Below are 25,894 nucleotides of genomic sequence, written 5' to 3'. Positions count from 1 at the left end.
GGCTCTATTCTTCGCGGCGCCCGGCGCCGAAGGGGCTGTCGATCACATAGCGCCAGTACCCGTCGGCGCCGCGGCGCGCCACGTCCGTCGCCGTGGCCCGCACCTTTCCGTCGATGTCCCAGTCGACGACGAGCAGGGCGGTGTCCCCGGCGACGTGCACGTGCCGGGGCGTGGCGGAGATGGGCAGGCCGAGGGCGAGGAACGGGGCGTTCTGCGCGGCGATCGCGTCGGCGCCGTGCACGGGGGCACCGGACTCGGGGACGAAGGCGGCGTCCGGCTCGTACAGCTCACGCACGGCCTCCGGGTCGCCGCTGTTGAACCGTTCGGCGAACGCCGACGGGACGTCCTCGGGGCGCTGGGGCAGGATGAAAGTGCTCATGAACGGCACAGTAGGAGGAGCGCCCGTGGCTCACCGAACGGTAAGGCAGGTGCTCCCGGACCCCCGGGAGCCGCGCCCCGGCCTGCCCGACGACCCCCTCGCCCGCGTCACCGCGCCCACCCCCGCGTGCCCCGTCGAGGTCACCCTGGCGGCGCTGCGCGGCCGGTGGACGACGCTTGTCGTGCGCGAGCTGCTCGACGGGGACCGCTACGCGTACAGCGAACTCGCCGCCGCGCTCCCCCAGTTGTCGGACAAGGTCCTCACGGAGCGGCTCGCACAGCTGGTCGACGCCGGGGTGGCCCGGCGCACCCGCACACCGGCCTGGCCGCCCACCGTCACGTATCAACTCACTCCGCGCGGCCGAGAGCTGGGGCCCGTCCTCCAGGCTCTCTGGGACTGGGGCGCGGCGCCGCCATACCAGGCCTGATCCCCGTCCGGGTGAGAGGCAGGCGAGGTCGGGTGGGCGGCGAGTACCGTGAAGACGGGACCCGGCCGCGCGGCCGGGCACCACACACGCAAGGGAGTCGCAGCATGAGTGCGCAGCCGGTCGAGCCGTACAGGTCGACAGCCACGTATCAGCAGCTCCGCGTCCTCGCAGACGAAATCGTGGACGCGGCGGATCGGCTTGGCGACCGTGTACGGGCGGACATCAACAACCAGGAGATCGTCGTTCACATGATGTCCCCCTCGAACCCGCACGGGCTCATCGTGCAGGAGGTCGTCTTCCAGATCCGGTCCCAGGACGGCGACGCGGTCGCTCCTGTCGAGAACCGTGTCCACCACCCCGGGCTCGGCCTGTGCCGCACCGCGGATCTCTTGGTCATGACCAAGGACGCGTATGAACGGCAGACCGAAGACTTTGCCACCTTCGCCCCTGACATCACCTTGGCCATCGAGGTCGTCTCCACCTCGAACCCCAACAACGACTACATCACCAAGCTCCGCGACTACCCCCGCATGGGCGTCCCCGTCTACGTGATCATCGACCCCCGGGACGGCACGGTCACCGTGCACTCCGGTCCGGACACGGCCAGTGGCGAGCCCCGGTACGGCGACACCCCGCGCCGGTACAAGTTCGGCGACGCCGTCCCCATGGGCGCGTGGACCATCGACACGGCCAAGTTCCCCCGGTACCGCACCTGACCGACCGACCCGGCCCGGCCCGGCCCGGCCCGGCGGACTAGGGCACCCTCCTGCGCTCCGGATCCGCGGCGTCGACGCCCCAGCTGGCAAGGAGCCGCAGGCCCTCCGCCGAGGCGGAGTCCGGTTCGGCGTGGTACGTGACCAGGGTCTGTTCGTAGTCGTCGGGCAGGCGCATGGACTCGAACGACAGGGTCAGCTCGCCGACCAGGGGGTGGCGCAGGCGCTTCACGCCGTGGCCCTTCTCCCGCACGTCGTGCTCGGCCCACAGGCGCCTGAACTCCTCGCTCTTCACGGAGAGTTCGCCCACCAGGGCGGAGAGCAGGGGGTCGTTCGGATAGCAGCCCGCCTCCATCCGCAGGAAGCTGACCATGTCCGACGCCTTCTGCTCCCACGACGTGCCGTAGAACAGCGCCCGCATCTCCTCGTTGAGGAAGGTGAGCCGCGCCCAGTTGCGCTCCTCGGGCGGCAGCGGCCCCCAGTCGCCGAAGAGCGCGGCCGCCATCCTGTTCCAGCCGAGGATCTCGGAGCGCCGCCCTAGGACATAGGCGGGGACGCCGTCCATGGCGTCCATCAGGTGCTGCACGGCGGGCCGCAGGTGCTGGGGGCGGCTCGCCTTCTTCTTCTTGTGCGCGGTCGGCTTCGCCAGGTGTGTGAGGTGCGCGTGCTCGGCGTCGCTCAGCCGCAGGGCGCGCGCGATGGCGTCCAGGACCTCGCCCGACACATTGCGGCCGTTGCCCTGCTCCAGGCGCGTGTAGTACGCCACCGACACCCCGGCGAGCTGCGCCAGCTCCTCGCGCCTGAGCCCCGGCACGCGCCGGTGCCGGCCGAAGCTGGGCAGCCCCACGTCGTGCGGCTGCAGCCGGGCCCTGCGGGTGCGCAGGAACTCGCTCAGCTCGGCGCGCGGGTCGAGGGTCTCCGGCTGCCGTCGCTCCGCCGCCGCGTTCTTGTCCATGCGTTCCAGTATTCCGCCTCGCCGGAGCGTGAGCCTGATCCTGCCAGTGGTACGCACGCGGGACGTAGGCACAACGGAGGGCTGGGTGACCCTTTCCGCAGGTGACAGCCTCAAGGGCATGACCGCACAGACCCTGAATGTCCCCGCTTACGCCGCTTCCTCGGCCAAGGCCCCGCTGGAGCGCACCACCATCGAGCGCCGCCCTGTCGGCCCCTCCGACGTACTGATCGACGTCAAGTACGCCGGCATCTGCCACTCCGACATCCACCAGGCCCGCGACGGCTGGGGCGAAGGCATCTTCCCGATGGTGCCCGGTCACGAGATCGCCGGAGTCGTGGCGGCGGTCGGCGCCGACGTCACCAAGTTCAAGGCCGGCGACCGCGTCGGCGTCGGCTGCATGGTCGACTCCTGCCGCACGTGCGAGAACTGCAGGGCAGGCCTGGAGCAGTACTGCGTCAAGGGCAACATCCAGACGTACAACGCCCTCGACAAGAACGGCGAGCCCACCTACGGCGGCTACTCGCGGCAGATCGTCGTCGACGAGGCCTTCACGCTCCGCGTCCCCGACGGCCTCTCCCTGGACGTGGCCGCGCCGCTGCTGTGCGCGGGCATCACCACATACTCCCCGCTCGCCCACTGGAACGCGGGCCCCGGCAAGAAGGTCGCGATCGTCGGCCTCGGCGGCCTCGGCCACATGGCCGTCAAGATCGCGCACGCCATGGGCGCCGAGGTGACCGTCCTGTCGCAGTCCCTGCGCAAGAAGGACGACGGGCTGAAGCTGGGCGCCGACCACTACTACGCGACCAGCGACGACGCCACCTTCGAGCAGCTCGCCGGCAGCCTCGACCTGATCGTCTCCACGGTCTCGGCGCCGCTGCCCTTCGACAAGTACCTGAGCCTGCTGAAGACGGACGGCGCGCTGGTGAACGTGGGCGCCCCCGAGGAGCCGGTCTCGCTGAACGTCTTCTCCCTCATGCTCCAACGCAGGACCCTTGCGGGCTCCGGCATCGGCGGCATCCGGGAGACCCAGGAAATGCTGGACTTCTGCGCCGAGCACGGCCTGGGCGCCGAGATCGAGCTGATCAGCGCCGAGCAGATCAACGAGGCGTACGAGCGGGTGCTCGCCAGCGACGTGCGGTACCGGTTCGTGATCGACGCGGCGACGATCTGACGCGGCTGGAAATCGCTGGGTCCAGCGGCCTAGGGCGCAGAGCGCACGGCCGTCGGGCCCAGTGGCCGATGTCGGTGTGGGGCGCACGGACCTAACGTTGTGTGTGTCGGACAGAGAGGCCCGACACCACCGGCCGGGCACGGCAGGCCAGACACCGAGGAGGTCCGCACGATGACCATCGAGCTGAACCACACGATCGTCGCAGCCGAGGACAAGAAGGCGTCCGCACAGTTCCTCGCCGACATCCTGGGCCTCGAAGTCGCCCCGCAGTACGGCCCGTTCATCCCGGTGAACATTCCCAACGGCGTCACGCTCGACTACTACGAGGGCGACGGCGGCCCGATCGTGCCGCAGCACTACGCGTTCCTGGTCTCCGAGGAGGAGTTCGACGCCATCTTCGGCCGCATCAAGGAGCGGGGTCTCACCTACTGGGCGGACCCGTACCACAAGCTGGAGAACCAGATCAACACGAACGACGGCGGCCGCGGCGTGTACTGGGACGACCCGAACGGCCACAAGCTGGAGATCATCACGAGGCCGTACGGGTCCGAGGACTGAGGCCCGAGCCGTACGGGTCCGGGGACTGAGGCCCGGCGGAACAGAAGGGCCCGGCGCGGGTGATCCCGCCGGGCCACTCCTGTGTCCCGCCGGGCCCTCGCGGTGTCGTACCGCCGTCCGCCTCATCACCGTTTGCCGCACTTTCCCGGGCGGTTTAATTTTGCGGCGGCACCGCTTTCCCCGGTCGGCAGGAGGAGAACTGCCTCATGGCGAAGGGCTCCCCGGGCTCCCCGCGCGCCTCACATCCGGCGACCGACCGGATGGTGCGTACGCTGCTGCGCCGCCGGAAGAAGGCGCTCAGCCCCGAGGACGTGACCGTCTCGGACCGCCCGATGGTGCGGCGCGCGGTGACGGCCGCCGCGCTCGGCAACACCATGGAGTGGTTCGACTTCGGCGTCTACGCCTATCTGGCGGGCACGATCGGGAAGGTCTTCTTCCCCTCCAGCTCGCCCGGGGCCCAGGTCGTCGCCACCTTCGCCACGTTCGCCGCGGCCTTCCTGGTCCGCCCGCTCGGCGGCCTGGTCTTCGGGCCGCTGGGCGACCGCATCGGCCGGCAGCGCGTGCTGGCCGCGACCATGATCATGATGGCGGCCAGCACCTTCGCGGTCGGCCTCCTGCCGACGTACGCCTCGATCGGCTTCGCCGCGCCGCTGCTGCTCCTCGTCTGCCGCCTGGTCCAGGGCTTCTCCACCGGCGGCGAGTACGCCGGCGCCACCACCTACTTCGCCGAGTACGCCCCCGACCAGCGCCGCGGCTTCCTCGGGAGCTGGCTCGACTTCGGCACCTTCGTGGGCTACTCGCTCGGCTCCGGCCTGGTCACGGTGCTCACGCTGACGCTCGGCTCGGACGGCCTGGAGAGCTGGGGATGGCGCATCCCCTTCTTTGTCGCGGGGCCGCTCGGGCTCATCGGCCTCTACATGCGCCTGAAGCTGGAGGAGACCCCCGCGTTCAAGCAGGAGGCCGCCGCCGCGGCCGCCGAGCGGGAGGCGGGCCACGCGCGCGGCGAGAGCGACCCCGTCGAGGAGGCCCGCCAGTCCGGCAGGGGCCGCCTGAAGGAGATCTTCACCCGCCACTGGCAGGCGGTGCTGATCTGCATGGGCCTGGTGCTGCTCTACAACGTCACGAACTACATGGTGACGTCCTACCTGCCGACCTTCATGACGGTGACGCTGGGCGAGAGCGACACCACCGCGCAGCTCCTGGTCCTCGGCACCATGCTGCTCGTCGTGCTCGCGATCACCACCGTGGGCCGCAGCTCCGACCGGTGGGGCCGGCGCCCCATGTTCATGGGCGGCAGCATCGCCCTGATCGCGCTCTCCGTCCCCGCGTTTCTGCTGATCCGGGAGGGCGGCATCCTCTTCCCCGCGTTCGGCTGCGCGATCCTCGCCCTGCTCCTGGTGTGCTTCGCCGGTACGGCCGCGGCCACCCTGCCCGCCCTGTTCCCCACCCGCCTGCGCTACGGCGCCCTGTCGATCGCGTACAACATCTCCGTCTCCCTGTTCGGCGGCACCACCCCGCTGCTGGCCTCGTACCTGGTGCACAGCACCGGCAACACCCTGGTCCCGGCCTTCTACCTGATGGTGGCGGGCGTGATCGGCCTGGTGTCGACGTTCTTCCTGCACGAGACGGCGGGCCGCCCGCTGCGCGGCTCCGGCCCGATGGTCGAGACGGAGGACGAGGCCCGCGAGATCGTGGCCCGCAGCCGCACGGAGGAGGGGCGCCGCGCACGCGACCTCTGGCTGCGGCTGTGGCATCCGCGGGACGGGCGCCGGAACGGGGCGCGGAAGCGGGGTGGGCGCGAGCAGTGAGGCGCCCTGCTCCCGGGGCGGCAGCAGGGGCAGCACCCCTTCGCGTGGGTCAGTGGCGGCCGTCGTCCTCGCCGCGCAGGAACCCGAGCACCAGCGGCGTCGCGACCTCCGCGAACTCTTCGAAGTACGCGTGCCGGGCGCCCGGGACCAGCCGTGACCGGGCGCCGGGGATGCGGCCGGCGAGGAGCGCGGCGTTCGCGGCCGGATTGAAGGTGTCGTCGCCGCCGTGCACCACGAGCGTCGGCGCCGCGATCCGGGGGAGCGCGTCCCACGCGTCGTGCCGGGCGCTGGCCCGCAGATGGCGGCCGCGGGCGTGCGCGGGCATGGACGGGTCCCCGAGCGTGCCGAACTCCGTACGCCCGGCGGCCTCCTGGGCGGCGATCCACGCGGGCGTGTACATCAGCTCGAGCAGCGCCCGCCGCGCCGCGGCCGGATCGGCCTGGGCGAGCGCGCGGCGCACCTCGGGCCCGCGCTCGGCGCCGTGCGGCGCCCCCGGCGACGTACACCCGAGCACGAGCCGCTCGACCCGCTCCGGGTACTCGGCGGCCAGCCACTGCGCGACGCGCCCGCCCATCGACGTGCCGTACACCCGGGCCCGCCCGATCCCGGCGTGGTCGAGCACGGCCACGACGTCGGCGGCGAACCCGCGCGTGCTGTACGTGTCCGTGTCGGGCCGTCCGCTCTCCCCGGTGCCGCGCCAGTCGACCGTCACGGTCGTGTACGCCGCGGCGAAGTCCCCGACGACGGGGTCCCACCAGTGCCTGCTGTTGGACTGCCCGCTCAGCAGCACCAACGGCTCACCGGAGCCGCGCAGTTCGTAGTGGACGGCGGTGCCGTCGGCGGCTTGGGCGTGCGGCATGCTCAGGCCTTGGCGATGCCGATGGGGCAGCTCACGCCCGTGCCGCCGATGCCGCAGTAGCCGCCCGGGTTCTTGTCCAGGTACTGCTGGTGGTAGGCCTCGGCCGGCCAGAAGGTGCGGTCGGCGGCCGGGAGGACGGTCGTGGTGATGGTGCCGTGGCCCGAGGCGGTGAGGACCTGCTGGTAGGCGTCGCGGGAGGCGGTGGCGGCGGCTTCCTGGGCGGGGGAGTGGGTGTAGATCGCGGAGCGGTACTGGGTGCCGACGTCGTTGCCCTGGCGGAAGCCCTGGGTCGGATCGTGGGACTCCCAGAAGAGCTTCAACAGCTCCGCGTACGTGACCTTCGCGGGGTCGAAGACGACGCGCACGGCCTCCGTGTGGCCGGTCATGCCGGAGCAGACCTCTTCGTAGGAGGGGTTTTTCGTGTATCCGCCCTGGTAGCCCACGAGGGTCGTCCAGACGCCGTCGGTCTGCCAGAACTTGCGCTCCGCGCCCCAGAAGCAGCCCAGGGCGAAGTCCGCGACCTCCAGGCCCTCGGGGTAGGGGCCGAGCAGCGCGTTGCCGAGCACCGTGTGCCGGGAGGGGACCTCGAACTCGGGCGTCTCGCGGCCCTTGAGGGCCTCCTCGGGCGTGGGGAGGACGGGCGTGCGGCCGAAGATCATGAGCTTCTCTCCTCGTGGCGGGGGCGGCGAGTACGTACAACGACGGGGCGGCCGGGGACATTCCTGCCGGTCACGCGGGCCCCGCCCGGCGCGGGCCGGACCGCGGGGCTCCGCTCAGTGCGGCAGCGTCGCCGGGCTGCCGCCGTTCGCCTCATAGCCCGCGACCGCCAGGGCGCGGTAGACCGTGTAGTCCGCGGCCGGGTCGTGGGACAGGGTCCAGGGGAGGGCGCCGACGTGGCCGTCGACGTGGACGATCTGCTGCATCGCCTCGCCCCAGCGCTCGCAGCGGACCAGGAAGAAGACCAGGAGATGGCGGACGTGGGCCAGCATCGGGTCGTCCGGGCGGGCGGAGTGCACCGCGAACTGGGCGCCCTCGATCGCCTTGGTCACGACCTCGCTCTGGTAGAACCCGCGCACCAGGTTCACCTCGGGCAGGTGCTCGTACACCGCGAACAGCGGCAGCGCCGAGAGCAGCGAGCCCTTGGGGGCGCGGGCGGCCGCGGCCTCCGCGAACGCGTACGCCTCTTCGCGGGTGCCGTGCCACTTCTCGCACCAGTAGTGCAGGGCCGCCAGGTGGGCGCCCATGTGCGCGGGCGCGCGGTCCAGGATCTTCAGCCACAGCTGCTCGAACTCCGCGCGCGGATAGGCGAGTCCGCGGGCGATGGACAGCTCTATGACGTACGGAATCGGGTCGCCGGGGGAGAGGAGCGCGGCCTGCGCGCACGTCTCCTTCGCCTCCTCCAGGATGATCCGGAACTCGTCCGTCCCGGCCGTCGCCGTGCGCCAGGCCTGCTGGACCAGGAACTCCGCGTGCACCGCCGCGCCGCCCGCGTCCTTCGGAGCCTCCGCACGCCACACCCGCAGCCACTGCCCGCCCGGCGTATCGCTCACGCCGCCCGGCCGCTGCTGCAGCTCCAGGGACGCGGCGCCTGCGAAGGCCTGCACACGCTGCCAGCGCTGCTCACCGTGCACCTCCGTCCCGGCGAGCAACTGCGACGCGGCGCGCCAGTCCTGCGTGCGCTGCACCAGGTCCAGGACCTCGAGCAGGTCGGCGTCCGGCCCTGGCATGCGGATGTCCAGCTCCTCCTGGCGCGCGAAGCCGTAGTTCGCCGGGTCCGCCGCGTCCGGGGCGCCCGGGTGCACCTGCCGGATTCCGGCGCGCCTGCGCAGCAGGAACGGCCCGAGGACCGCCCCGATCATCACCACTGCCATCAGGACCCAGAGAATCTCCATACGTACAAGCGAACCAGACGCCTGTGACAATTGGCCAACCTGGCGGTCCCGGCCGGTCAACCTCCCCCCGGCGGCCCGCCCCGCCGCTCCCCGCCCGCCCCCGGCCGCCGTCCCCCATTACGCTCAGGCCGCATGAGTGACTCGCACAGCAGCCAGAGCTTCGAGACCGTCGCCATCCACGCGGGCAACACCGCCGACCCGCTCACGGGTGCCGTCGTCCCGCCCATCTACCAGGTGTCCACGTACAAGCAGGACGGAGTCGGCGGACTGCGCGGCGGATACGAGTACAGCCGCAGCGCCAACCCCACGCGCACCGCGCTCGAGGAGAACCTCGCCGCCCTCGAAGGCGGCCGCCGCGGCCTCGCCTTCGCCTCCGGGCTCGCCGCCGAGGACTGCCTGCTGCGTACGCTGCTCGGTCCCGGTGACCACGTGGTCATCCCCAACGATGCGTACGGCGGCACGTTCCGCCTCTTCGACAAGGTCGTCTCGCGGTGGGGTGTGGAATGGTCGGTCGCCGACACCTCCGACCCCGCGTCGGTGCGGGCCGCGATCACGCCGCGTACGAAGGCCGTGTGGGTGGAGACGCCCTCCAACCCGCTGCTCGGCATCACCGACATCGAGGCCACGGCCCAGATCGCCCGTGAGGCGGGGGCGCGGCTCGTCGTCGACAACACCTTCGCCAGCCCCTACCTCCAGCAGCCGCTCGCCCTCGGCGCGGACGTCGTCGTGCACTCCCTCACGAAGTACATGGGCGGGCACTCGGACGTCGTCGGCGGCGCGCTCGTGGTCAACGACACCGATCTCGGCGAGGAGTTGGCGTACCACCAGAACGCCATGGGGGCCGTGGCCGGCCCGTTCGACTCGTGGCTTGTCCTGCGCGGCGTCAAGACGCTCGCCGTCCGCATGGACCGCCACAGCGAGAACGCCACCCGCATCGCCGACATGCTGACACGTCACCCGCGCGTGACGAAGGTCCTGTACCCCGGGCTGGACTCGCACCCCGGCCATGAGATCGCCGCCAAGCAGATGAAGGCGTTCGGCGGCATGGTGTCCTTCCAGGTCGAGGGTGGCGAGGCGGCGGCCGTGGCGGTCTGCGACCGCGCCAAGCTCTTCACCCTGGGCGAGTCCCTCGGCGGCGTCGAGTCCCTCATCGAACACCCCGGCCGCATGACCCACGCCTCCACCGCAGGCTCCGCCCTGGAGGTCCCCTCCGACCTGGTCCGCCTCTCCGTGGGCATCGAGTCGGCGGACGACTTGCTGGCGGACCTCCAGCAGGCGCTGGGCTAGGCACGCGGGCGCTGAACGGTCGGGGGTGCCCCCGGCGTCGGCTGGGGGTGCGCCCTGCCCGGGGCGGGGTTGGGCGCGGCGCACCGCTGCCCCGTCGGCCGGGTTGCCCCCCCCGGCCGGAAGGGCACCGTCGGCCTGGGCTGCCTTTAGGGTCGGGAGCCGCCCCTGGCGGCCCAGCTGCCCACAGCAGGTGACGGGAACCGGGAGGCGCCCAGCTGGCCCACAGCGGGTGGACGGGAAGCGGGTGCCGGGCCCAGCTGCGCACAGCAGGAGCGGCCTGACGGGGGCTGTCGGCCGGGTGGCCACAGCGGGTGCGGCGTGGCGGGGAGCGTCGGGCCGGTGTGGCCGCAGCGGGAACGCGCATTGGTAACCCGCGACGGTCAGACGCCGATCAACCTGTCCCGGCACCGGGAGCCCGGCCTGCCCGGGCGGTAGGTGGGCGGTGGCCGCGCTTTCGGCCTGGAGCTGCTGGTGTGCTGGAAACGGGCGGGCGGGTGGGAGATATCCGCCGCGGAGCGGCGGGACAGGGTCCGCCCCCACCGGGCCGCTACCAGCGGGTGAGCGGGGGCGTGGTCCGGGACGGGGGCTCCACCCAGGGCTGGACCTCGGCCGCCCAGACGGCGAAGGCCACGACGGCGGCGAGCAGGAGCAGCCACAGCAGCCGCCGCAGCACGATCCGCCGCCGCAGCATGCGGGCCCCGCGCCGCACGGCGTCCCCGTGCAGATCGGGAGGCACCACAGCCGGCCCCCCGGCATCGAGCATCTGCCGCACCACGGCCTCCCGCCGCTCCTGCTGACTCACGGCGACACCGCCTTCCCGAGCTCCCCGACGGGACGCGGCGGAACCGGCGGCACCGGAGAGGAGGGAGCCGGCCCCCGAGGGGGATGGAGCACCGCGGCCACGGCCCGCGCACACAGAGTGCGGACCCGCTCGGGGGGCAACCCGAGCAGCGCCGCGGTCTGCTCCTCGGCCACCCCCTCGTACAACCGCAGCACCAGCACGAGCCGCTCCTGCGGGGACAGCCGGGAGAGCAGCCCCCCGCCCCCACGGGGCCGCCGCCACGCACCGCGCGCGAAGCGGACGACGAGGCCGGTACGCGTGCGGTCGTAGGGATCTTCGCCGCGCAGCCGGTCCCACGAGGCGTACGTAGCGGCCAGGGCAGCAGTGAGCAGCGCCCGCGCGCGCGGGTTGGCGCCGGGCGGCTCACCGGTCAGCAGTGTGGCGGCATGCAGAAGACGCCCTGCCGCGCCCGCGACGAACGCCTGGAACTCCCGGGCGCGGCGGGCCTGTTGGGCGGCCTGCCGCTCTCGCACCGCGCCTCCCGCCGTGTCCGGCATAGGGGGGACCCGGTTTCATCTGAGGCCAGCACGGCGCCCAGGTCAAGAGCCCTGCGCGAGCGGGCCCCTCCCTCAGGGCCCGCTCGGCGCCCGGCCGCGGCAGTCGGCGGACCGCGGCCGGGTGCTCAGGAGTCTGCCGGAGCGACGGAGTCCGGCACCCCCTGGGAGGACTGCCGCGCCGAGAGCGCGGTGTTGAAGCGGGTGAGGAGCGCGGTGAAGCTCTCGCGCTCGGCCGGCGCCCAGTCGTGCGTGAGCTCGGCCATCAGTTCGCGCCGCGAGGAGCGCACCTCGTCCAGGCGGGCCTGCCCGCGCGGTGACAGCTGGAGCACGACCGCACGGCCGTCCTCGGGGTGGGAGGTGCGCTTGACCAGGCCGGTGTCGACCAGGGGCGCGACCTGCCGGGTGACGGTCGACGAGTCGATGCCCATGCTCGCCGCGAGCGCCTTGACGCCCATCGGACCTTCCTTGTCGAGGCGGTTGAGCAGCAGATACGCGGCGCGGTCCATGGAGTTGCGGACCTGTCCGACGCCGCCGAGGCGGGTCTGCTCGGCACGCCGTGCGAACACCGCAACCTGGTGCTGCAACGTGTCGAGGAGGCCGGGATCGCTGGCGGTCGTCATGTCCGGAGTTGTGGGCATGGCCGGGGGCTCACTTCATGGGAAGGGTGATGGATTGGGGGACAGGGTACGCGGCCCGGGCGCTACCCGTACCGGCGCTGCGCAAACCCGTCTCGCGGCTTGGTCACACCAAGTGGAGACGCGCGTGAACTGCGAGACTGCAGTCATGAGCTACCGCACGACTCGCTCCTTTCCGACGGTGACGCTCGACGACGTACGCGGCGCGCAGAAGATGCTCCTCGGCGTCTCCCGGGTCACCGCCATGGAGGGCAGCAGGCACCTGTCGCGGCTTGTCGGCGCGCCGGTGCACTTCAAGTGCGAGAACCTCCAGCGGACCGGCTCCTTCAAGCTCCGCGGCGCCTACGTCCGCATCGCCGGGCTGCTCCCCGAGGAGCGCGCGGCCGGCGTCGTCGCGGCCAGCGCCGGGAACCACGCGCAGGGCGTCGCGCTCGCGTCCTCGCTGCTCGGTGTCCGCTCGACGGTGTTCATGCCGGTCGGCGCCCCGCTGCCGAAGGTAGCGGCGACCAGGGACTACGGGGCGGACGTCCGGCTGCGGGGCCATGTCGTGGACGAGACGCTGGCGGCCGCGGAGGACTACGCGCGCGAGACGGGCGCGGTCTTCATCCACCCCTTCGACCATCCGGACATCATCGCCGGACAGGGCACCGTTGGCCTGGAGATCCTGGAGCAGTGCCCGGAGGTGCGCACGCTCGTCATCGGCGTGGGCGGCGGCGGCCTGGCCGCGGGCATCGCCGTCGCGGTCAAGTCGCTGCGCCCGGACGTACGCCTGGTCGGAGTGCAGGCGGCGGGCTCGGCCGCGTACCCGCCCTCGCTGGCCGCGGGCCGGCCGGTGTCGATCGACAACCCGGTGACGATGGCGGACGGCATCAAGGTGGGGCGCCCCGGCGACGTGCCGTTCCGGATCGTCGAGGACCTCGTGGACGACATCGTGACGGTTTCCGAGGACGATCTGTCGAGTGCCTTGCTGCTGTGCCTGGAGCGGGCCAAGATGGTCGTCGAACCCGCGGGCGCGAGCCCGGTGGCGGCGCTGCTGAGCGATCCGCGCGCCTTCGAGGGCCCGGTCGTCGCGCTGCTCTCCGGCGGCAACGTGGACCCGCTCCTGATGCAGCGCATCCTGCGCCACGGCATGGCGGCGGCCGGCCGCTATCTGTCGCTGCGGCTGCGCCTGACGGACCGGCCGGGCGCCCTGGCCACGCTGCTCGGGGTGCTCTCGGAGGCCGACGCCAACGTCCTCGACGTGAGTCATGTACGGACGGATCCCCGGCTCGGGCTCACGGAGGCGGAGGTGGAACTGCACCTGGAGACGAAGGGCTCCGAGCACTGCGCGGAGGTCGGCACGGCGCTGCGGGACGCGGGCTACACGGTCATCGGCTGACCGCGCTCCGCCGGTTTTCCACAGGCCGCACATCCTCTTGAGGCGACGCGATGTATCGCGTTACTGTGTGATTCACGCCACCCGAAGGCCGGGCGATCAGAACCCGGCAAACATAAGCTTTTCGCTAGGTAACCACCCAAAACATGGGAGACCCCTATGCCAGGCGCCATCTACGCCGAAGGTCTGGTCAAGACCTTCGGCGACGTAAAGGCTCTGGACGGCGTCGATCTCGATGTCCCGGAAGGCACCGTCCTCGGCCTCCTCGGTCCGAACGGCGCGGGAAAGACGACGGCGGTCCGTTGTCTGACGACGCTGCTCACCCCCGACAGCGGGCGGGCGTTCGTCGCCGGGATCGACGTCCTGAAGCATCCGAACGAAGTGCGGCGCTCGATCGGCCTCTCCGGCCAATTCGCCGCCGTGGACGAGTATCTGACGGGCCGTGAGAATCTCCAGATGGTCGGCCAGCTCTATGAGATGCGGGCCAAGCAGGCCAAGGCCAGGGCGGCCGAGCTGCTTGAGCGCTTCCACCTCACGGACGCCGCGGACCGCCCCTCCAAGACGTATTCGGGAGGCATGCGCCGCCGCCTCGACCTCGCCGCGGCCCTGGTCGTCTCGCCGCCGGTGATGTTCATGGACGAGCCGACGACCGGCCTCGACCCGCGCAACCGCCAGGAACTGTGGGAGGTCATCCAGGAGCTCGTCGCCGGCGGCACCACCCTGCTGCTCACCACGCAGTATCTGGAAGAGGCCGACCACCTGGCGCACGACATCTGCGTCGTCGACCACGGCCGCGTCATCGCGCGCGGCACCGCCGACCAGCTCAAGGCCCAGACGGGCGGCGAGCGCGTCGAGGTCGTGGTGCACGAGCCGGACCACATCGCGACCGCGAGCGAGGTCCTGGCCGGGTTCGGCAAGGGCGAGGCCACCGTCGACCGGCACACGCGCAAGCTGACGGTCCCCGTGACGGGCGGCGCCAAGCTGCTCGCGGAGGTCATCCGCGAGCTCGACACCCGGGGCATCGAGATCGACGACATCGGCCTGCGCCGCCCCACCCTCGACGACGTCTTCATCTCCCTGACGGGCCACACGGCCGAGGTCACGGACGCGGATGAGGAGAAGGAGGACACCCCGTGAGTGCCGTCACCCGCACCGTGCCCGCCCCCACCCCCGCCGGCGGCATCGGCAAGTCCGTCCGCGACTCCCTGGTCATCGCCCGCCGGAACCTGATCCGCATGAGCCGGATCCCCGAGATGGTGCTGTTCGGGCTGATCCAGCCGGTCATGTTCGTGGTCCTGTTCACGTACGTCTTCGGCGGGTCCATCCAGGTAGGCGGCTCGCTCTCGTCGCAGGACTACCGCGAGTTCCTGATGGCGGGCATCTTCGCCCAGACCGTCACCTTCGCCACGGCCGGTGCGGGCGCCGGTATCGCGGACGACATGCACAAGGGCCTCATCGACCGCTTCCGCTCCCTGCCCATGGCGCGCGGCGCCGTCCTCACCGGCCGCACCGTGGCGGACCTGGTGCAGACAGCGCTGACCCTGGTCGTGCTCGCCCTGGTCGCGCTCCTCATCGGCTGGCGCTCCCACGAGAACTTCGGCAAGATCCTCGCGGGCTTCGGACTGCTGCTCCTGCTCGGGTACGCCTTCTCGTGGATCGGCGCCGTGATCGGTCTGTCGGTGCGCACGCCCGAGGCCGCGACCTCGGGCGGACTGATCTGGCTCTTCCCGCTGACGTTCATCTCGAACGCCTTCGTGGACTCCAACAATCTGCCGACGTTCTTCCGGCACATCGCCGAGTGGAACCCGTTCAGCACCACCGTGCAGGCCTGCCGCGAGCTGTTCGGCAACCTGCCGCCCGGCTTCAAGACCCCGGACGCCTGGCCCATGCAGCACCCGGTGCTCGCGTCGGTGCTCTGGTCGGTGCTGATCCTGGTGGTCTTCCGCACCCTGGCGGTGCGCAAGTACCGCTCGGCCGCCGTCTGACACGGCACCGCGGAAGGCTGGAAGGCCCGGAAGGGGAGTGGCCAGGCCGGCGGTCACCCGCAGATGACGTGCGCCTGGCGGGGCGGGGGTATGGGCAGTCGGCCCCCGTGGCCGACGGGCGGCACCCGCCCGCCGACCGCCCGCCGCCCGGTGAGCCCCGCCTGCCAGGCGACGCGGGCCGCCTGCAGCCGGCCCCGGATGCCGAGCTTGCCGTAGATGCTGCGCAGATGGTCCTTGGCGGTGTCCGAGCTGATGGTCAGGGCCGCGGCGATCTGCGGGTTCGACAGGCCCTCGCCGACGAGTTCGAGGACTTCGAGCTCGCGCGTGGACAGGGCGGCGAGGAGGGCCCGTGCCTCGTCCCGCGCCGACGACGCGCAGCCGGGGCCGGGACAGTTTCCGGCCACGAGGCCGACCAGTTCGGGGCCGAGGACCGGACCGCCCGCGGCCGCCGCGGGAATGGCCCACGGCAGCTGCACGGCCGCCACGGCCCGGTGCAGGACGCCCGCGGGACGGCACGCCAGGATCCGGCGCAGCCCGCCGCAGCTGAACCGGTCGGCGAGCAGCAGGACGGCCGGCGGCGTGGGCGCGGGCGCCGCGGTGAGCCGGTGCAGGGCGGTGAGCGCCGAACTCTCGTCGCCCTGGCTGATCACGAGCACGTGGGGCAGGGCGCGGCGCACCAGCGCCACCTCCCGGCCCGGCTCGTCCTCGGCGGCGACGCGATGGCGTCCCTCCGCCTCCACGGCGGCGCGCAGCCCCGCCCGTTCCGGTCCGCCGCGTGCGATGACACCGACCGATATCACAGTTGTCCCCCGTGCCTCACTGCTTCCCCGTGGTGAGCGCACGCAGCTGTGGTCCCTCACGGCAGTGACTACGTGATCAGACTGCGTACGCCCACGATGGTGCGACGCGGACGGTGAACTCTGAGTGGCATGAACATGAACAGTGGGTCGGGTGTGGCGCAAAAGATCCCCTGAGCGGGGGGTACTACCGCGGTTCGTAGGGCTGGAAGCTACAGGCGCCGAGAACAGCCGGGCGGGCAGTGCTCCCCGGCCGACTCCGGCCGACCGAGTACAGCCGAACGAGGGGAAGACCATGTCCAAGGTGCGAATGGGTGCGGCCGCGGCCACGGCCATGATGGTGGCGGGGATGCTGACGGCGGCCGTGCCGCAGGCGTCGGCGGCGGGGGCGGACGCGCAGGCGCGTCAGCTGATCGCCTACCAGCCGAAGGCGCAGAACGGCAAGGTCTGGGCCTCGGGGTTCTATGAGGGCTACAAGAAGGTCTGCGTCACGCTGCTTCAGGAGACCATCCTCCTTCCGCCGGTTCGGCTGGCGAGCAAGTGCCAGAACGTGTCCCCCAACTCGCTGGGCAGCATCAACGTCAGCGTCAAGTGCCCCAGGGAAGGCATTTACCGGACCTTGATGTCGGGCACCAGGACCAACAACCGGAAGGACCTGAAGGACTCGGCCCCGCGCTTCGTCAAGTGCCGCTGACCGCAACGACGCCCACGCGCGACTGAACGAGGGGAAGACCATGTCCAAGGTACGGATGGGTGCGGCCGCGGCCGTGCTGGCGGCCGGAATGCTGGCGGCCGCGGTGCCGCAGTCGTCGGCCGCCGCGCAGGAGCGCGAGCTGATCGCGTACACCCCGAAGGTCCAGAACGGCAAGGTCTGGGGCACCGGGTTCTACGAGGGCTACAAGAAGGTCTGCATCTCGCTGCTCGGCCAGACGCTGTCGGGCTGGGTGCAGCTCACCAACAAGTGCCAGAACGTCTCGCCCAGCTCGCTGGGGAGCATCAACACGTCCGTGAAGTGCCCCACCCGCGGCGCTTTCAAGACCTTCGTGTCGGGCACCAGGACCAACAACAGGGTGGACGTGAAGCAGTCCGGCGGCATCTACCTCGAGTGCCGGTGACAATGGCGCTGTAGCCGCCCGCACGTACCGTACGTACGAGACCCCCGGCGCGTTGGGCGCCGGGGGTCTTCGCGTGGCCGGGCGGACGCGGGCGGTCCTGGGCGGACACGGCCCTGGTCCTCAGGTCCTGGGCGGACTCAGCCCTGGTACGGCTTGGCCTCGAGGATCTTCACGGAGGCCAGCTTGCCGTTCGGCAGCTCGTACTCCGCGTTCTCGCCGATCTTCTTGCCGTTGACGCCGCTGCCGAGCGGGGACTGCGGCGAGTACGTCTCGATGTCGTCGCTGGCGTACTCCCGGGAGGCGAGCAGGAAGGTCACGGTGTCGTCCTCGTCGCCGTCGAACGCGATGGTGACGACCATGCCGGGGGCGACCACGCCCTCCTCGGCGGGCGCCTCACCGACCTTGGCATGCTCCAGGAGCTGGGTCAGCTGGCGGACGCGGAGCTCCTGCTTGCCCTGCTCCTCCTTGGCCGCGTGGTACCCGCCGTTCTCGCGCAGGTCGCCCTCCTCGCGCGCCGCCGCGATCTTGGCTGCGATCTCGGTGCGCGCAGGACCAGACAGGTACTCCAGCTCGGCCTTGAGCTGGTTGTACGCCTCCTGGGTCAGCCAGGTGACGTTGTCGCTGGTCTGGGTCACAGGTGCTCCTCGTAGGTACTGGGAATACAAAGCATCGCCCTACCCAGAAGGATGTTCCCTCACGGGTGGGCGAAACCACGAGCCTAACAATTCCGGTGCCGAAGGGGGAGGACGTATGCCATCAGAAAGGCGTCAGCGCAGGTGAACACCTGTGCGCCGGGCGTGGGCGCCGTGCGTCACCACCGCGGCCGGCCGCGGCTGCCACCGAGCCGCCGGCGGGCCGTCACCGAGGCCGTCAGCGGGCCGTCGCCCGCCGTCAGGCAGGCAGCTCAGTCCTCGTGGCAGCCCACGAGCTCCGCGCTCGTGGCGCGCTCGGTCGTACGCAGCGTGACGGTCTTGTCGACGCGCCCCTTGTCCTGGTCGAAGCGGAAGTCCGCGCGGCCCACCTCGGAGCCGTTCTCGGCCTGCGAGCGGAGCGTGCAGTAGCCGTTCGCGTCCGCGTCCTTGCGCACCTCGAGGTGCACCTCGACGGCCTTGTCCGAGACCACGTCGAACTTGATGATCTCGCCGCTGACCTTGGACCCCGCGATGGAGTCGTAGCCGAACCAGCCGACGACCCCGAGCAGCAGCACACCGAGGGCGGCACCCACGATCTTGAGCTTGTGGTCGGCGCGCTCGTCCGCCGACCGGCCGTAACGGCCCTCGGGGACCCGCAGGGCCGTGCCGCCGCTGTCGCCGCCGCTCACCGCGGTCATGATCGTCCTCCACCTGGACAGGGATGCCGGATCCGGCGGACGCGGAAGCCACGAGTCCGCCACGGGGCGGCGCGCGTCGGCCGAGACAGCCGCGAGCCGACCACGAGCCGACCGCGGGACAGTACGGTCCGCCGGAATTTTCCGCCCCCCGGTTCCGTCACTATAGAAGCCCCGCACAACGCCGGATGACCGAGGGCGCCACAGCACACACAGGCGCCGGACACCTGAGGATCGAGTCTTGACTGAGCAGCTTCGACTGATGGCCGTTCACGCCCACCCCGACGACGAGTCGAGCAAGGGCGCGGCCACCATGGCCAAGTACGTGTCCGAGGGGGTGGACGTGCTCGTCGTGACCTGCACGGGCGGGGAGCGCGGCGACATCCTCAACCCCAAGCTCCAGGGCGACACGTACATCCAGGAGCACATTCACGAGGTGCGCAAGAAGGAGATGGACGAGGCGCGCGAGATTCTCGGCGTCAAGCAGGAGTGGCTGGGCTTCGTCGACTCGGGCCTGCCCGAGGGCGACCCGCTGCCGCCGCTGCCGGAGGGCTGCTTCGCCCTGGAGGACGTCGACAAGGCGGCCGGTGAGCTGGTGCGCCAGATCCGTACGTTCCGCCCGCAGGTGATCACGACGTACGACGAGAACGGGGGCTATCCGCACCCGGACCACATCATGACCCACAAGATCTCGATGGTGGCCTTCGAGGGCGCGGCGGACGCGGAGAAGTACCCGGAGAGCGAGTACGGCCCGGTCTTTGCGCCGCAGAAGCTCTACTACAACCAGGGCTTCAACCGGCCGCGCACCGAGGCCCTGCACCAGGCCATGCTGGACCGCGGCCTGGAGTCGCCCTACGGGGAGTGGCTCAAGCGCTGGGACGAGTTCGAGCGCGTGGAGCGCACGCTCACGACCCACGTCCCGTGCGGCGACTTCTACGAGATCCGCGACAAGGCCCTGATCGCGCACGCCACGCAGATCGACCCCGACGGCGGCTGGTTCCGGGTCCCCATGGAGCTCCAGCGGGAGGTCTGGCCCACGGAGGAGTACGAGCTCGCGAAGTCTCTCGTCGATACCTCCCTCCCCGAGGACGACCTCTTCGCGGGCATCCGCGACAATGCCTGACATGAGCGGAAGCGCAAGCCTGGCAATGACGCACCTCGTTCCCCTCGCCAAGGAGGTGGACGAGAACAAGGTGACGCCCGGTGTCCTGGGGTTCATCGTGTTCGCGGTGATGGCGCTCGCGGTGTGGCGACTGATGAAGTCCATGAACCGGCACATGGGGAAGGTGGACTTCAAGGAGTCTCCCGACTCCGCGGCCGCCGCGGACGACTCCTCGGCCGTCCCCGAGGATGCGGCGACGCCCGCGACGCCCGCGAGCGGCAAGGGGTCCAGGGGGGCCTGAGGCTCCTGTCGGGGGCTCCGCCCCCGGACCCCCGTATCGGCCTGAACGGCCTCGTCCTCAAGCGCCGGACGGGCTATTTCCCACCCGCCCGCCCTTCTCGCCCTCCGGGCGGGCTGGGGTGGGTGGGGTCTTGCCCTTCGGGCGGGGTGGGGTGGGTGGGCGGGGGAAGCCACCACCCACGCCGCAGCGGAGCGGGCTGTTTAAGAACCCGCCACCGTCACCCCCATGATCTCCCTCGCGTGCCGGTTCGGGGTCATCCCCAGGCGCCACGCCTGCCACCCCGCGTCCAGTTCCGCCCCGCGCTCCAGCAGGAGCAGATACGCCTCCACGTACTCGTCGAGCTTGCCGTCCCGCAGGGGGTGGCTGGTGCGGGCGAGCTGGGCCAGTTCCTCCTGGGCGACGGCCGTGCCGATCTCCCAGCCGCCGGGGGAGGCGTAGGGGAGGAGCGTGGCGCGCAGGAAGTGGGCCCAGTCCTCGCCGCGGCGGTCGCCGTAGGAGGCGAAGAGGGAGAGGGCCTCGTCGCACAGGGAGAGGGCCGCCTGCGTGCGGGCGTTCCCCGCGTCGACGACGGCCAGTTCCAGGCACGTCCACGCCTCGCCGTGGGCCACCCCGATGCGCTGGAAGTCGGCGCGGGCGTCCATCAGGAGCTGGCGGGCGAAGCCGGAGTTGCGCAGGGAGCCGGTCTGGGCGGCGCGCTGGTCGCGGGTGACGCGGGCCGAGTGGTGGCGGGCGCAGGCGAGGCCGTAGACGTCCCGCATGCGGGAGAACATCGTGCGGGCCCGCTCCAGGTCGCGCACGGCCTGTTCGAGGTTGCCGGTCTCCTCCAGGGCCTGGCCCAGGTAGTACAGGGACCAGGCCTCCCCGCGGGCGTCCTCGTTGTCGCGGTGGCGGGAGACCGCCTGGCGCAGGCCGTCGACGGCGGGCGACGGGTCGCCCGCGACGAGCCGGGCCCGGGCGAGCTGGGTCAGGGCCCACGCCTCGCCGCGGGCGTCGCGGGTCGACGAGTACAGGTCGAGGGCGCGCCGCAGCTCCTCCTCCGCGCGCGGCACCTCGCCCATGCGCAGGCACACCTGCCCGAGCTGGAAGTGCGCCCACGCCTCGCCGTGCACGGACTCGCTGTCGCGGTGCAGGACCAGGGCGGTGCGCAGCATCTCCTGGGCCTCGCCGAGGCGGGAGCGGTCGCGTTCGACGGCGGCCAGGGCGTGCAGGGTCCAGGCGCGGTCGCCCGCTAGCTCGTCGGACACCTGGAGGTCGAGCGCCTCGCGCAGGCGGGCCGCGGCCTCGGAGAGATGGCCCTGGTGGTGCAGGGTGATGCCGAGCGAACCGAGCGCACGAGCCGCGCCCGCGTCCTGGTGGGCCTCGAAGTAGAGGTCCACGACGGAGGACAGCGTGGAGCGGGCCTGGTCCAGATCGCCGATCTGGCGGGCCGCGATGCCGGTGCGCCACTGCACGCTCCGCTCCATGCGGCCCTGCCCGGCCGGACCCGACGCGGTGGCCCCGGCCTTCTCCAGGGACTGCGCGAACTCGCTGATCTCGCCCAGGCGGTAGAGGTCGCCGCGCAGCAGGCAGTAGTCGCACAGGGCGCCCAGGAGGTTGAGGACGGCCTGCTGGTCCACGCCCTCCGCGTGCCGCAGCGCCGCCGTGATGAAGCTCGACTCATCGTCCAGCCAGCGCAGGGCGGAGTCCAGGGACGTGAAGCCGTGCTGGCCGAAGTGGTCGGCGCGCGTCGACGTCTTGCCGTCGACCAGGCGGATCACGGAGTCGGCGAGTTCGCCGTAGCTGACGATGAGACGTTCCTGCGCGGCGGTGCGCTCGGCGGGCTCCTCCTCGTCGGCGAGCCGGGCCTGGGCGAACGTGCGGACGAGGTCGTGCAGGCGGTAGCGGCTGCCCCGGACGTGGTCGACGAGGCCCGCCCGTGACAGGGCGGTGAGCTGGCGGATTGCCTCCGCCTCGTCCGTGGCGAGCAGCGCGGCCGCGGCCGCCGCGCCGAGCGAGGCCCGCCCGGCCAGCGCGAGCCGCCGCAGCAGGCGCCGCGCGGGCTCCGCCAGGTCGGTGTAGCGCAGCCAGAGCGCGCGCTCGACCGGGGCCACGGCGTCCCGGGGGCCGTACGCCGACAGGTCGGAGACCAGTTGCAGCGGCGTGCGCGGCCCGAGCGAGGATCCGGCCACGCGCAGCGCCAGCGGCAGCCCGCCGCACAGCTCCCCGACGGACTCCAGCGACGCCGCGTCGTAAGGACCCGTGAGCTCCTCGGCCGATTCGCGGAGCAACTGCTCGGCGCCCGCCGCGTCCAGCGCCTCCACCGGGAGCCGGTGCACCCACGCGGGCAGGTCCTCCGGCAGGTCGAGCGGCTTGCGGGCGGTGACGAGGACGAGGCTGTCGGAGCGTTCGGGGATCAGCGTGCGCACCTGGTCGGGATCGTCGGCGTCGTCGAGCACGACGACCACCTCAAGGCCGGTCAGATGCTGGTGGTACAGCTCGCTGAGCCGCTTGACCTGCTGTTCCTGGGTGGAGCGTTCGCGGAAGAGGAGCTGTTCGCGCGGTGCGCCCAGGCGGTTGAGGAGGTGCAGGAGGGCGTCGCGGGTCGACAGGGGCGGGGTGTCGGGGCTCTCGCCGCGCAGGTCCACCAGGCACGCCCCGCGGAACTGGTCCTTCAGGTCGTGCGCCGCCCGCACCGCGAGCGACGACCGGCCCGCCCCGGGCGCCCCGTGCAGCACGACGACGGTCGGCTTGGTCTGCGTGCTCGCGCGGGCCGCGTGCACCCACTGCGCGATCCGCCCCAGTTCGGCCCGCCGCCCCGCGAACGCGCTCTCGGACTGCGGCAGTTGACCGAAGGACTGCTCCAGTACGGTACGCCTCCGCGCGGCCGCGCTCTTGTCGGTGCGGCGGAGCTGCGGTGCCGCCCTCTTCTGTCCGCCGGACCCGCCGGAGCCGCCCGACACGCCGCCGCCCGACGCGGCCGTCAGCACCCGCTGCTGGTCCAGGAACGGCCGGATCCCGCGCACCTCCAGGGCCGTCAGCCACTGCAGCCGCAACTGCTCGGGCCCGCCCGGCTGGCTCACCGCGCCCGCGTGCCGCTGCGCCGCGGGCACGTGCGCCGCCGTCACCTTCACCACCGTCGCCGCCGCGCCCGCCACCGCGACGGCCGCGCCCGCGCCGAGCGCCGTGCCGCCGCCCGTGCCGAGCGCGAGGTCGGCCGCCGTGGCCGCGACGGCGGCGACGCCCGCGACCAGCAAGGGAGTTCCGGCGCCCTCCTTCGCGTACCGCTGCGCGAACGTCTGCTGCCCGGCCGCCGCCTCGTCCAGGGCCCGGGTGTACGCCTCGTACTCCTCGGCCGCCGTCTGCGCCATGGCGTCGAGCGCGCCGCGCGCCCGCGAGAGCAGCACACCGCCGTCCGTGCGCCCGCCCGTGCGCCGGACCTCCTCCTCGACCGCCCGTGCCAACAGCCGCTCGGCTTCGGCCCGATGGCTGTCCCGCATGTGGTCCCCCTCCGAGAGCGGCACGTGCCGTCGACACGTGTCTGTGCGTGAGCCCCGTACCCAGCCGGCTGCCCCGTACACGGGTACGTCGGCCATCCAGGGGTACGTCTCCCCCGTACCTCTACATGTACGTGTCAGTGTCCTGCGTACGAGGCGTCGGCGCGAGCGAGTCGGCGGATCAGGGCCGGTGTGCGCGAGGATGGGCCCATGCCGAACCGACTGGCCCATGAGACGTCCCCCTACCTCCTCCAGCACGCCGACAACCCGGTCGACTGGTGGCCGTGGTCGGCCGAGGCGTTTGCCGCCGCCCGTGAGCGCGGCGTGCCCGTGCTGCTCTCCGTCGGCTATTCGAGTTGTCACTGGTGTCACGTCATGGCCCACGAATCGTTCGAGGACGAGGGCACGGCCGCGCTCATGAACGAGCACTTCGTGAACATCAAGGTCGACCGCGAGGAGCGCCCCGACGTCGACGCCGTGTACATGGAGGCCGTGCAGGCCGCGACCGGCCAGGGCGGCTGGCCCATGACGGTCTTCCTCACCGCGGACGCCGAACCCTTCTACTTCGGTACGTACTTCCCGCCCGAGCCGCGCCACGGCATGCCGTCCTTCAAGCAGGTCCTCGACGGGGTGAACCGGGCCTGGGCGGACCGGCGCGACGAGGTCGGCGAGGTCGCGGGGAAGATCGTGCGCGACCTGTCGGAGCGTCAACTCGCCGTCGGGGACGGGCAGCGTCCCGGCGAGGAAGAGCTGGCCCAGGCACTGCTCGCGCTCACCCGGGACTACGACGCGACGCACGGCGGCTTCGGCGGCGCCCCCAAGTTCCCGCCGTCCATGGTCATCGAGTTCCTGCTGCGCACGCACGCCCGCACCGGCTCCGAGGGCGCCCTGCAGATGGCCGCCGACACCTGCGAGCGGATGGCGCGCGGCGGCATCTACGACCAGCTCGGCGGCGGCTTCGCCCGCTACTCCGTCGACCGCGAGTGGGTCGTGCCGCACTTCGAGAAGATGCTGTACGACAACGCGCTGCTGTGCCGCGCGTACGCCCACCTGTGGCGGGCCACAGGCTCCGACCTGGCACGCCGCGTCGCCCTGGAGACGGCCGACTTCATGGTGCGCGAACTGCGCACCAACGAGGGCGGGTTCGCCTCCGCCCTGGACGCCGACAGCGAGGACGCGACGGGCAGGCTCGTCGAGGGCGCGTACTACGTATGGACGCCCGCGCAGTTGCGCGAGGTCCTGGGCGAGGCCGACGGCGATCTCGCGGCGGTGTACTTCGGCGTGACCGAGGAAGGCACCTTCGAGGAGGGCGCCTCCGTCCTCCAGCTCCCGCAGCGCGACGTCGGCGTGGTCGCCGACGCCTCGCGGATCGCCGCCGTCCGCGAGCGGCTGCTCGCCGCGCGCGCCGAGCGGCCCGCGCCCGGCCGCGACGACAAGGTGGTCGCTGCGTGGAACGGCCTCGCGATCGCCGCGCTCGCCGAGACGGGCGCCCTCTTCGACCGGCCCGACCTGGTCACGGCGGCCGTGGGGGCGGCGGATCTTCTCGTACGACTCCACATGGACGACCGCGCGCGGCTCGCCCGCACCTCCAAGGACGGGCACGTCGGCGCCAACGCCGGGGTCCTGGAGGACTACGCCGACGTGGCCGAGGGCTTCCTCGCGCTCGCCTCGGTGACGGGCGAGGGCGTGTGGCTGGAGTTCGCCGGATTCCTGCTCGATCACGTCCTCGCGCAGTTCGTGGACCCCGAGTCGGGGGCGCTGTACGACACGGCGTCCGACGGGGAGCGCCTCATCCGGCGTCCCCAGGACCCCACGGACAACGCGGCCCCCTCCGGGTGGACGGCCGCCGCGGGCGCGCTGCTCTCGTACGCGGCGCACACCGGGGCCGCGCCGCACCGGGAGGCGGCCGAGCGGGCGCTCGGGGTCGTCAAGGCGCTGGGACCGCGGGTGCCGCGGTTCATCGGGCACGGGCTCGCCGTGGCGGAGGCGGCGGTGGACGGGCCGCGGGAGGTGGCGGTCGCCGGGGAGGCCGGCGGCGCGCTGCACCGCGTGGCGCTGCTCGGCACCGCACCCGGCGCGGTCGTCGCCGCCGGGCCGCCGGACGGCGAACTCCCGCTGCTCGCGGGGCGATCCCTGGTCGACGGCCGGGAGACGGCGTACGTCTGCCGGGGCTTCGTGTGCGACCGCCCGACGACGGAGGCGGGGGAACTGGCGGAAGCGCTTGGCACGTTCCGGTGACCGCGCCGTCGCCGGACGGGCGCCGCCCCCGAACCGGCGCTGCCGCCGCCTGACCCCTGCGGCCGCCCTCATGGGGGCTGCGCCCCCTTTCCCCCGCCTTTTCGGCCCTCCGGGCCTCGTCCTCAAACGCCGGACGGGCTGAAACGACCTCGCCGGGAG

Annotated in this window: 26 protein-coding genes; 14 read left to right on the top strand and 12 right to left on the bottom strand. The window is 72.2% G+C overall.

Annotated features, from left to right (window positions below):
- Positions 1-4: 4 nt before the first annotated feature.
- Positions 5-379 (bottom strand): YybH family protein, encoded by a 375-nt coding sequence (locus tag AC0KTA_RS13690; RefSeq protein ID WP_481055405.1) that lies wholly within the window; start codon positions 377-379, stop codon positions 5-7.
- A gap of 25 nt (positions 380-404) precedes the next feature.
- Between AC0KTA_RS13690 and AC0KTA_RS13685 the strand changes: the two genes are divergently transcribed.
- Positions 405-806 (top strand): winged helix-turn-helix transcriptional regulator, encoded by a 402-nt coding sequence (locus tag AC0KTA_RS13685; RefSeq protein ID WP_481055404.1) that lies wholly within the window; start codon positions 405-407, stop codon positions 804-806.
- A gap of 104 nt (positions 807-910) precedes the next feature.
- A complete protein-coding gene (locus AC0KTA_RS13680) occupies positions 911-1,522 on the top strand; it encodes a Uma2 family endonuclease (protein ID WP_481055403.1) in 612 nt (203 codons plus the stop codon).
- A 37-nt stretch (positions 1,523-1,559) separates the two neighbouring features.
- Here AC0KTA_RS13680 and AC0KTA_RS13675 read toward each other — a convergent pair whose 3' ends face one another.
- Positions 1,560-2,474 carry a helix-turn-helix domain-containing protein gene (locus AC0KTA_RS13675; RefSeq protein ID WP_481055402.1) on the bottom strand — a complete coding sequence of 305 codons (915 nt, stop codon included), beginning with the start codon at positions 2,472-2,474 and terminating at the stop codon, positions 1,560-1,562.
- A gap of 118 nt (positions 2,475-2,592) precedes the next feature.
- Between AC0KTA_RS13675 and AC0KTA_RS13670 the strand changes: the two genes are divergently transcribed.
- From AC0KTA_RS13670 to proP, 3 genes are all read left to right on the top strand, one after another.
- On the top strand, positions 2,593-3,645 hold the full coding sequence (locus tag AC0KTA_RS13670; protein ID WP_481055401.1) for an NAD(P)-dependent alcohol dehydrogenase: 1,053 nt from the start codon (positions 2,593-2,595) through the stop codon (positions 3,643-3,645).
- Positions 3,646-3,816: 171 nt separating this feature from the next.
- A complete protein-coding gene (locus AC0KTA_RS13665; protein WP_481055400.1) occupies positions 3,817-4,203 on the top strand; it encodes a VOC family protein in 387 nt (128 codons plus the stop codon).
- Between the two features lie 260 nt (positions 4,204-4,463).
- Positions 4,464-6,011 carry a glycine betaine/L-proline transporter ProP gene (gene proP, locus AC0KTA_RS13660; RefSeq protein ID WP_481056412.1) on the top strand — a complete coding sequence of 516 codons (1,548 nt, stop codon included), beginning with the start codon at positions 4,464-4,466 and terminating at the stop codon, positions 6,009-6,011.
- A 49-nt stretch (positions 6,012-6,060) separates the two neighbouring features.
- Here proP and AC0KTA_RS13655 read toward each other — a convergent pair whose 3' ends face one another.
- The 3 genes from AC0KTA_RS13655 to AC0KTA_RS13645 all read right to left on the bottom strand — a co-directional run bounded on the left by AC0KTA_RS13655 (position 6,061) and on the right by AC0KTA_RS13645 (position 8,762).
- Positions 6,061-6,870 (bottom strand): alpha/beta fold hydrolase, encoded by an 810-nt coding sequence (locus AC0KTA_RS13655; protein WP_481055399.1) that lies wholly within the window; start codon positions 6,868-6,870, stop codon positions 6,061-6,063.
- 2 nt (positions 6,871-6,872) lie between these two features.
- The gene (gene msrA / locus AC0KTA_RS13650; RefSeq protein ID WP_481055398.1) at positions 6,873-7,529 is read right to left on the bottom strand and encodes a peptide-methionine (S)-S-oxide reductase MsrA; all 657 of its coding nucleotides are present in this window, start codon (positions 7,527-7,529) and stop codon (positions 6,873-6,875) included.
- Positions 7,530-7,643: 114 nt separating this feature from the next.
- Positions 7,644-8,762: a hypothetical protein gene (locus AC0KTA_RS13645; RefSeq protein ID WP_481055397.1), complete on the bottom strand. Its 1,119-nt coding sequence runs from the start codon at positions 8,760-8,762 to the stop codon at positions 7,644-7,646.
- 132 nt (positions 8,763-8,894) lie between these two features.
- Here AC0KTA_RS13645 and AC0KTA_RS13640 point away from each other — a divergent pair, with 132 nt between their 5' ends.
- The gene (locus AC0KTA_RS13640) at positions 8,895-10,049 is read left to right on the top strand and encodes a cystathionine gamma-synthase (RefSeq protein ID WP_481055396.1); all 1,155 of its coding nucleotides are present in this window, start codon (positions 8,895-8,897) and stop codon (positions 10,047-10,049) included.
- A 547-nt stretch (positions 10,050-10,596) separates the two neighbouring features.
- Here the strand turns inward: AC0KTA_RS13640 and AC0KTA_RS13635 are convergent.
- The 3 genes from AC0KTA_RS13635 to AC0KTA_RS13625 form a co-directional block, all read right to left on the bottom strand.
- A complete protein-coding gene (locus AC0KTA_RS13635; protein WP_481056411.1) occupies positions 10,597-10,812 on the bottom strand; it encodes a hypothetical protein in 216 nt (71 codons plus the stop codon).
- Between the two features lie 35 nt (positions 10,813-10,847).
- Positions 10,848-11,363 carry a sigma factor-like helix-turn-helix DNA-binding protein gene (locus tag AC0KTA_RS13630; protein ID WP_481055395.1) on the bottom strand — a complete coding sequence of 172 codons (516 nt, stop codon included), beginning with the start codon at positions 11,361-11,363 and terminating at the stop codon, positions 10,848-10,850.
- 149 nt (positions 11,364-11,512) lie between these two features.
- On the bottom strand, positions 11,513-12,025 hold the full coding sequence (locus AC0KTA_RS13625; protein ID WP_481055394.1) for a MarR family winged helix-turn-helix transcriptional regulator: 513 nt from the start codon (positions 12,023-12,025) through the stop codon (positions 11,513-11,515).
- A 145-nt stretch (positions 12,026-12,170) separates the two neighbouring features.
- On the opposite strand from AC0KTA_RS13625, the gene ilvA reads away from it, so the two are divergent.
- The 3 genes from ilvA to AC0KTA_RS13610 all read left to right on the top strand — a co-directional run bounded on the left by ilvA (position 12,171) and on the right by AC0KTA_RS13610 (position 15,382).
- The gene (ilvA, locus tag AC0KTA_RS13620) at positions 12,171-13,400 is read left to right on the top strand and encodes a threonine ammonia-lyase (protein ID WP_481055393.1); all 1,230 of its coding nucleotides are present in this window, start codon (positions 12,171-12,173) and stop codon (positions 13,398-13,400) included.
- A gap of 156 nt (positions 13,401-13,556) precedes the next feature.
- Complete coding sequence (locus AC0KTA_RS13615; RefSeq protein ID WP_481055392.1) at positions 13,557-14,534, top strand: ATP-binding cassette domain-containing protein; 978 nt, start codon at positions 13,557-13,559, stop codon at positions 14,532-14,534.
- On the top strand, positions 14,531-15,382 hold the full coding sequence (locus tag AC0KTA_RS13610) for an ABC transporter permease (RefSeq protein WP_481055391.1): 852 nt from the start codon (positions 14,531-14,533) through the stop codon (positions 15,380-15,382). Before AC0KTA_RS13615 ends, AC0KTA_RS13610 begins: the two co-directional genes overlap by 4 nt.
- Before the next feature lie 53 nt (positions 15,383-15,435).
- On the opposite strand, the gene AC0KTA_RS13605 is transcribed toward AC0KTA_RS13610, so the two are convergent.
- The gene (locus AC0KTA_RS13605; RefSeq protein WP_481055390.1) at positions 15,436-16,182 is read right to left on the bottom strand and encodes a helix-turn-helix transcriptional regulator; all 747 of its coding nucleotides are present in this window, start codon (positions 16,180-16,182) and stop codon (positions 15,436-15,438) included.
- Between the two features lie 292 nt (positions 16,183-16,474).
- Here AC0KTA_RS13605 and AC0KTA_RS13600 point away from each other — a divergent pair, with 292 nt between their 5' ends.
- Positions 16,475-16,873: a hypothetical protein gene (locus AC0KTA_RS13600; protein WP_481055389.1), complete on the top strand. Its 399-nt coding sequence runs from the start codon at positions 16,475-16,477 to the stop codon at positions 16,871-16,873.
- A 40-nt stretch (positions 16,874-16,913) separates the two neighbouring features.
- Positions 16,914-17,294, top strand: coding sequence for a hypothetical protein (locus AC0KTA_RS13595; RefSeq protein ID WP_481055388.1), 381 nt, complete (start codon positions 16,914-16,916; stop codon positions 17,292-17,294).
- A gap of 137 nt (positions 17,295-17,431) precedes the next feature.
- Here the strand turns inward: AC0KTA_RS13595 and greA are convergent, their stop codons facing one another.
- Together greA and AC0KTA_RS13585 are read right to left on the bottom strand one after the other, a co-directional pair.
- Complete coding sequence (gene greA / locus AC0KTA_RS13590) at positions 17,432-17,929, bottom strand: transcription elongation factor GreA (protein ID WP_481055387.1); 498 nt, start codon at positions 17,927-17,929, stop codon at positions 17,432-17,434.
- A gap of 269 nt (positions 17,930-18,198) precedes the next feature.
- On the bottom strand, positions 18,199-18,624 hold the full coding sequence (locus AC0KTA_RS13585; protein WP_481055386.1) for a DUF4307 domain-containing protein: 426 nt from the start codon (positions 18,622-18,624) through the stop codon (positions 18,199-18,201).
- 238 nt (positions 18,625-18,862) lie between these two features.
- Between AC0KTA_RS13585 and mca the strand changes: the two genes are divergently transcribed.
- Together mca and AC0KTA_RS13575 are read left to right on the top strand one after the other, a co-directional pair.
- On the top strand, positions 18,863-19,744 hold the full coding sequence (gene mca, locus AC0KTA_RS13580; protein WP_481055385.1) for a mycothiol conjugate amidase Mca: 882 nt from the start codon (positions 18,863-18,865) through the stop codon (positions 19,742-19,744).
- Positions 19,737-20,024 (top strand): hypothetical protein, encoded by a 288-nt coding sequence (locus tag AC0KTA_RS13575; protein ID WP_481055384.1) that lies wholly within the window; start codon positions 19,737-19,739, stop codon positions 20,022-20,024. Before mca ends, AC0KTA_RS13575 begins: the two co-directional genes overlap by 8 nt.
- 200 nt (positions 20,025-20,224) lie before the next feature.
- Here AC0KTA_RS13575 and AC0KTA_RS13570 read toward each other — a convergent pair whose 3' ends face one another.
- The gene (locus tag AC0KTA_RS13570) at positions 20,225-23,500 is read right to left on the bottom strand and encodes a tetratricopeptide repeat protein (RefSeq protein WP_481055383.1); all 3,276 of its coding nucleotides are present in this window, start codon (positions 23,498-23,500) and stop codon (positions 20,225-20,227) included.
- A 207-nt stretch (positions 23,501-23,707) separates the two neighbouring features.
- Here AC0KTA_RS13570 and AC0KTA_RS13565 point away from each other — a divergent pair, with 207 nt between their 5' ends.
- On the top strand, positions 23,708-25,735 hold the full coding sequence (locus AC0KTA_RS13565) for a thioredoxin domain-containing protein (RefSeq protein ID WP_481055382.1): 2,028 nt from the start codon (positions 23,708-23,710) through the stop codon (positions 25,733-25,735).
- The last annotated feature ends 159 nt before the right edge of the window (positions 25,736-25,894 follow it).

It is taken from the genome of Streptomyces sp. Y309 (assembly GCF_056712025.1).
This window is presented reverse-complemented; position numbering and strand designations above follow the sequence as displayed.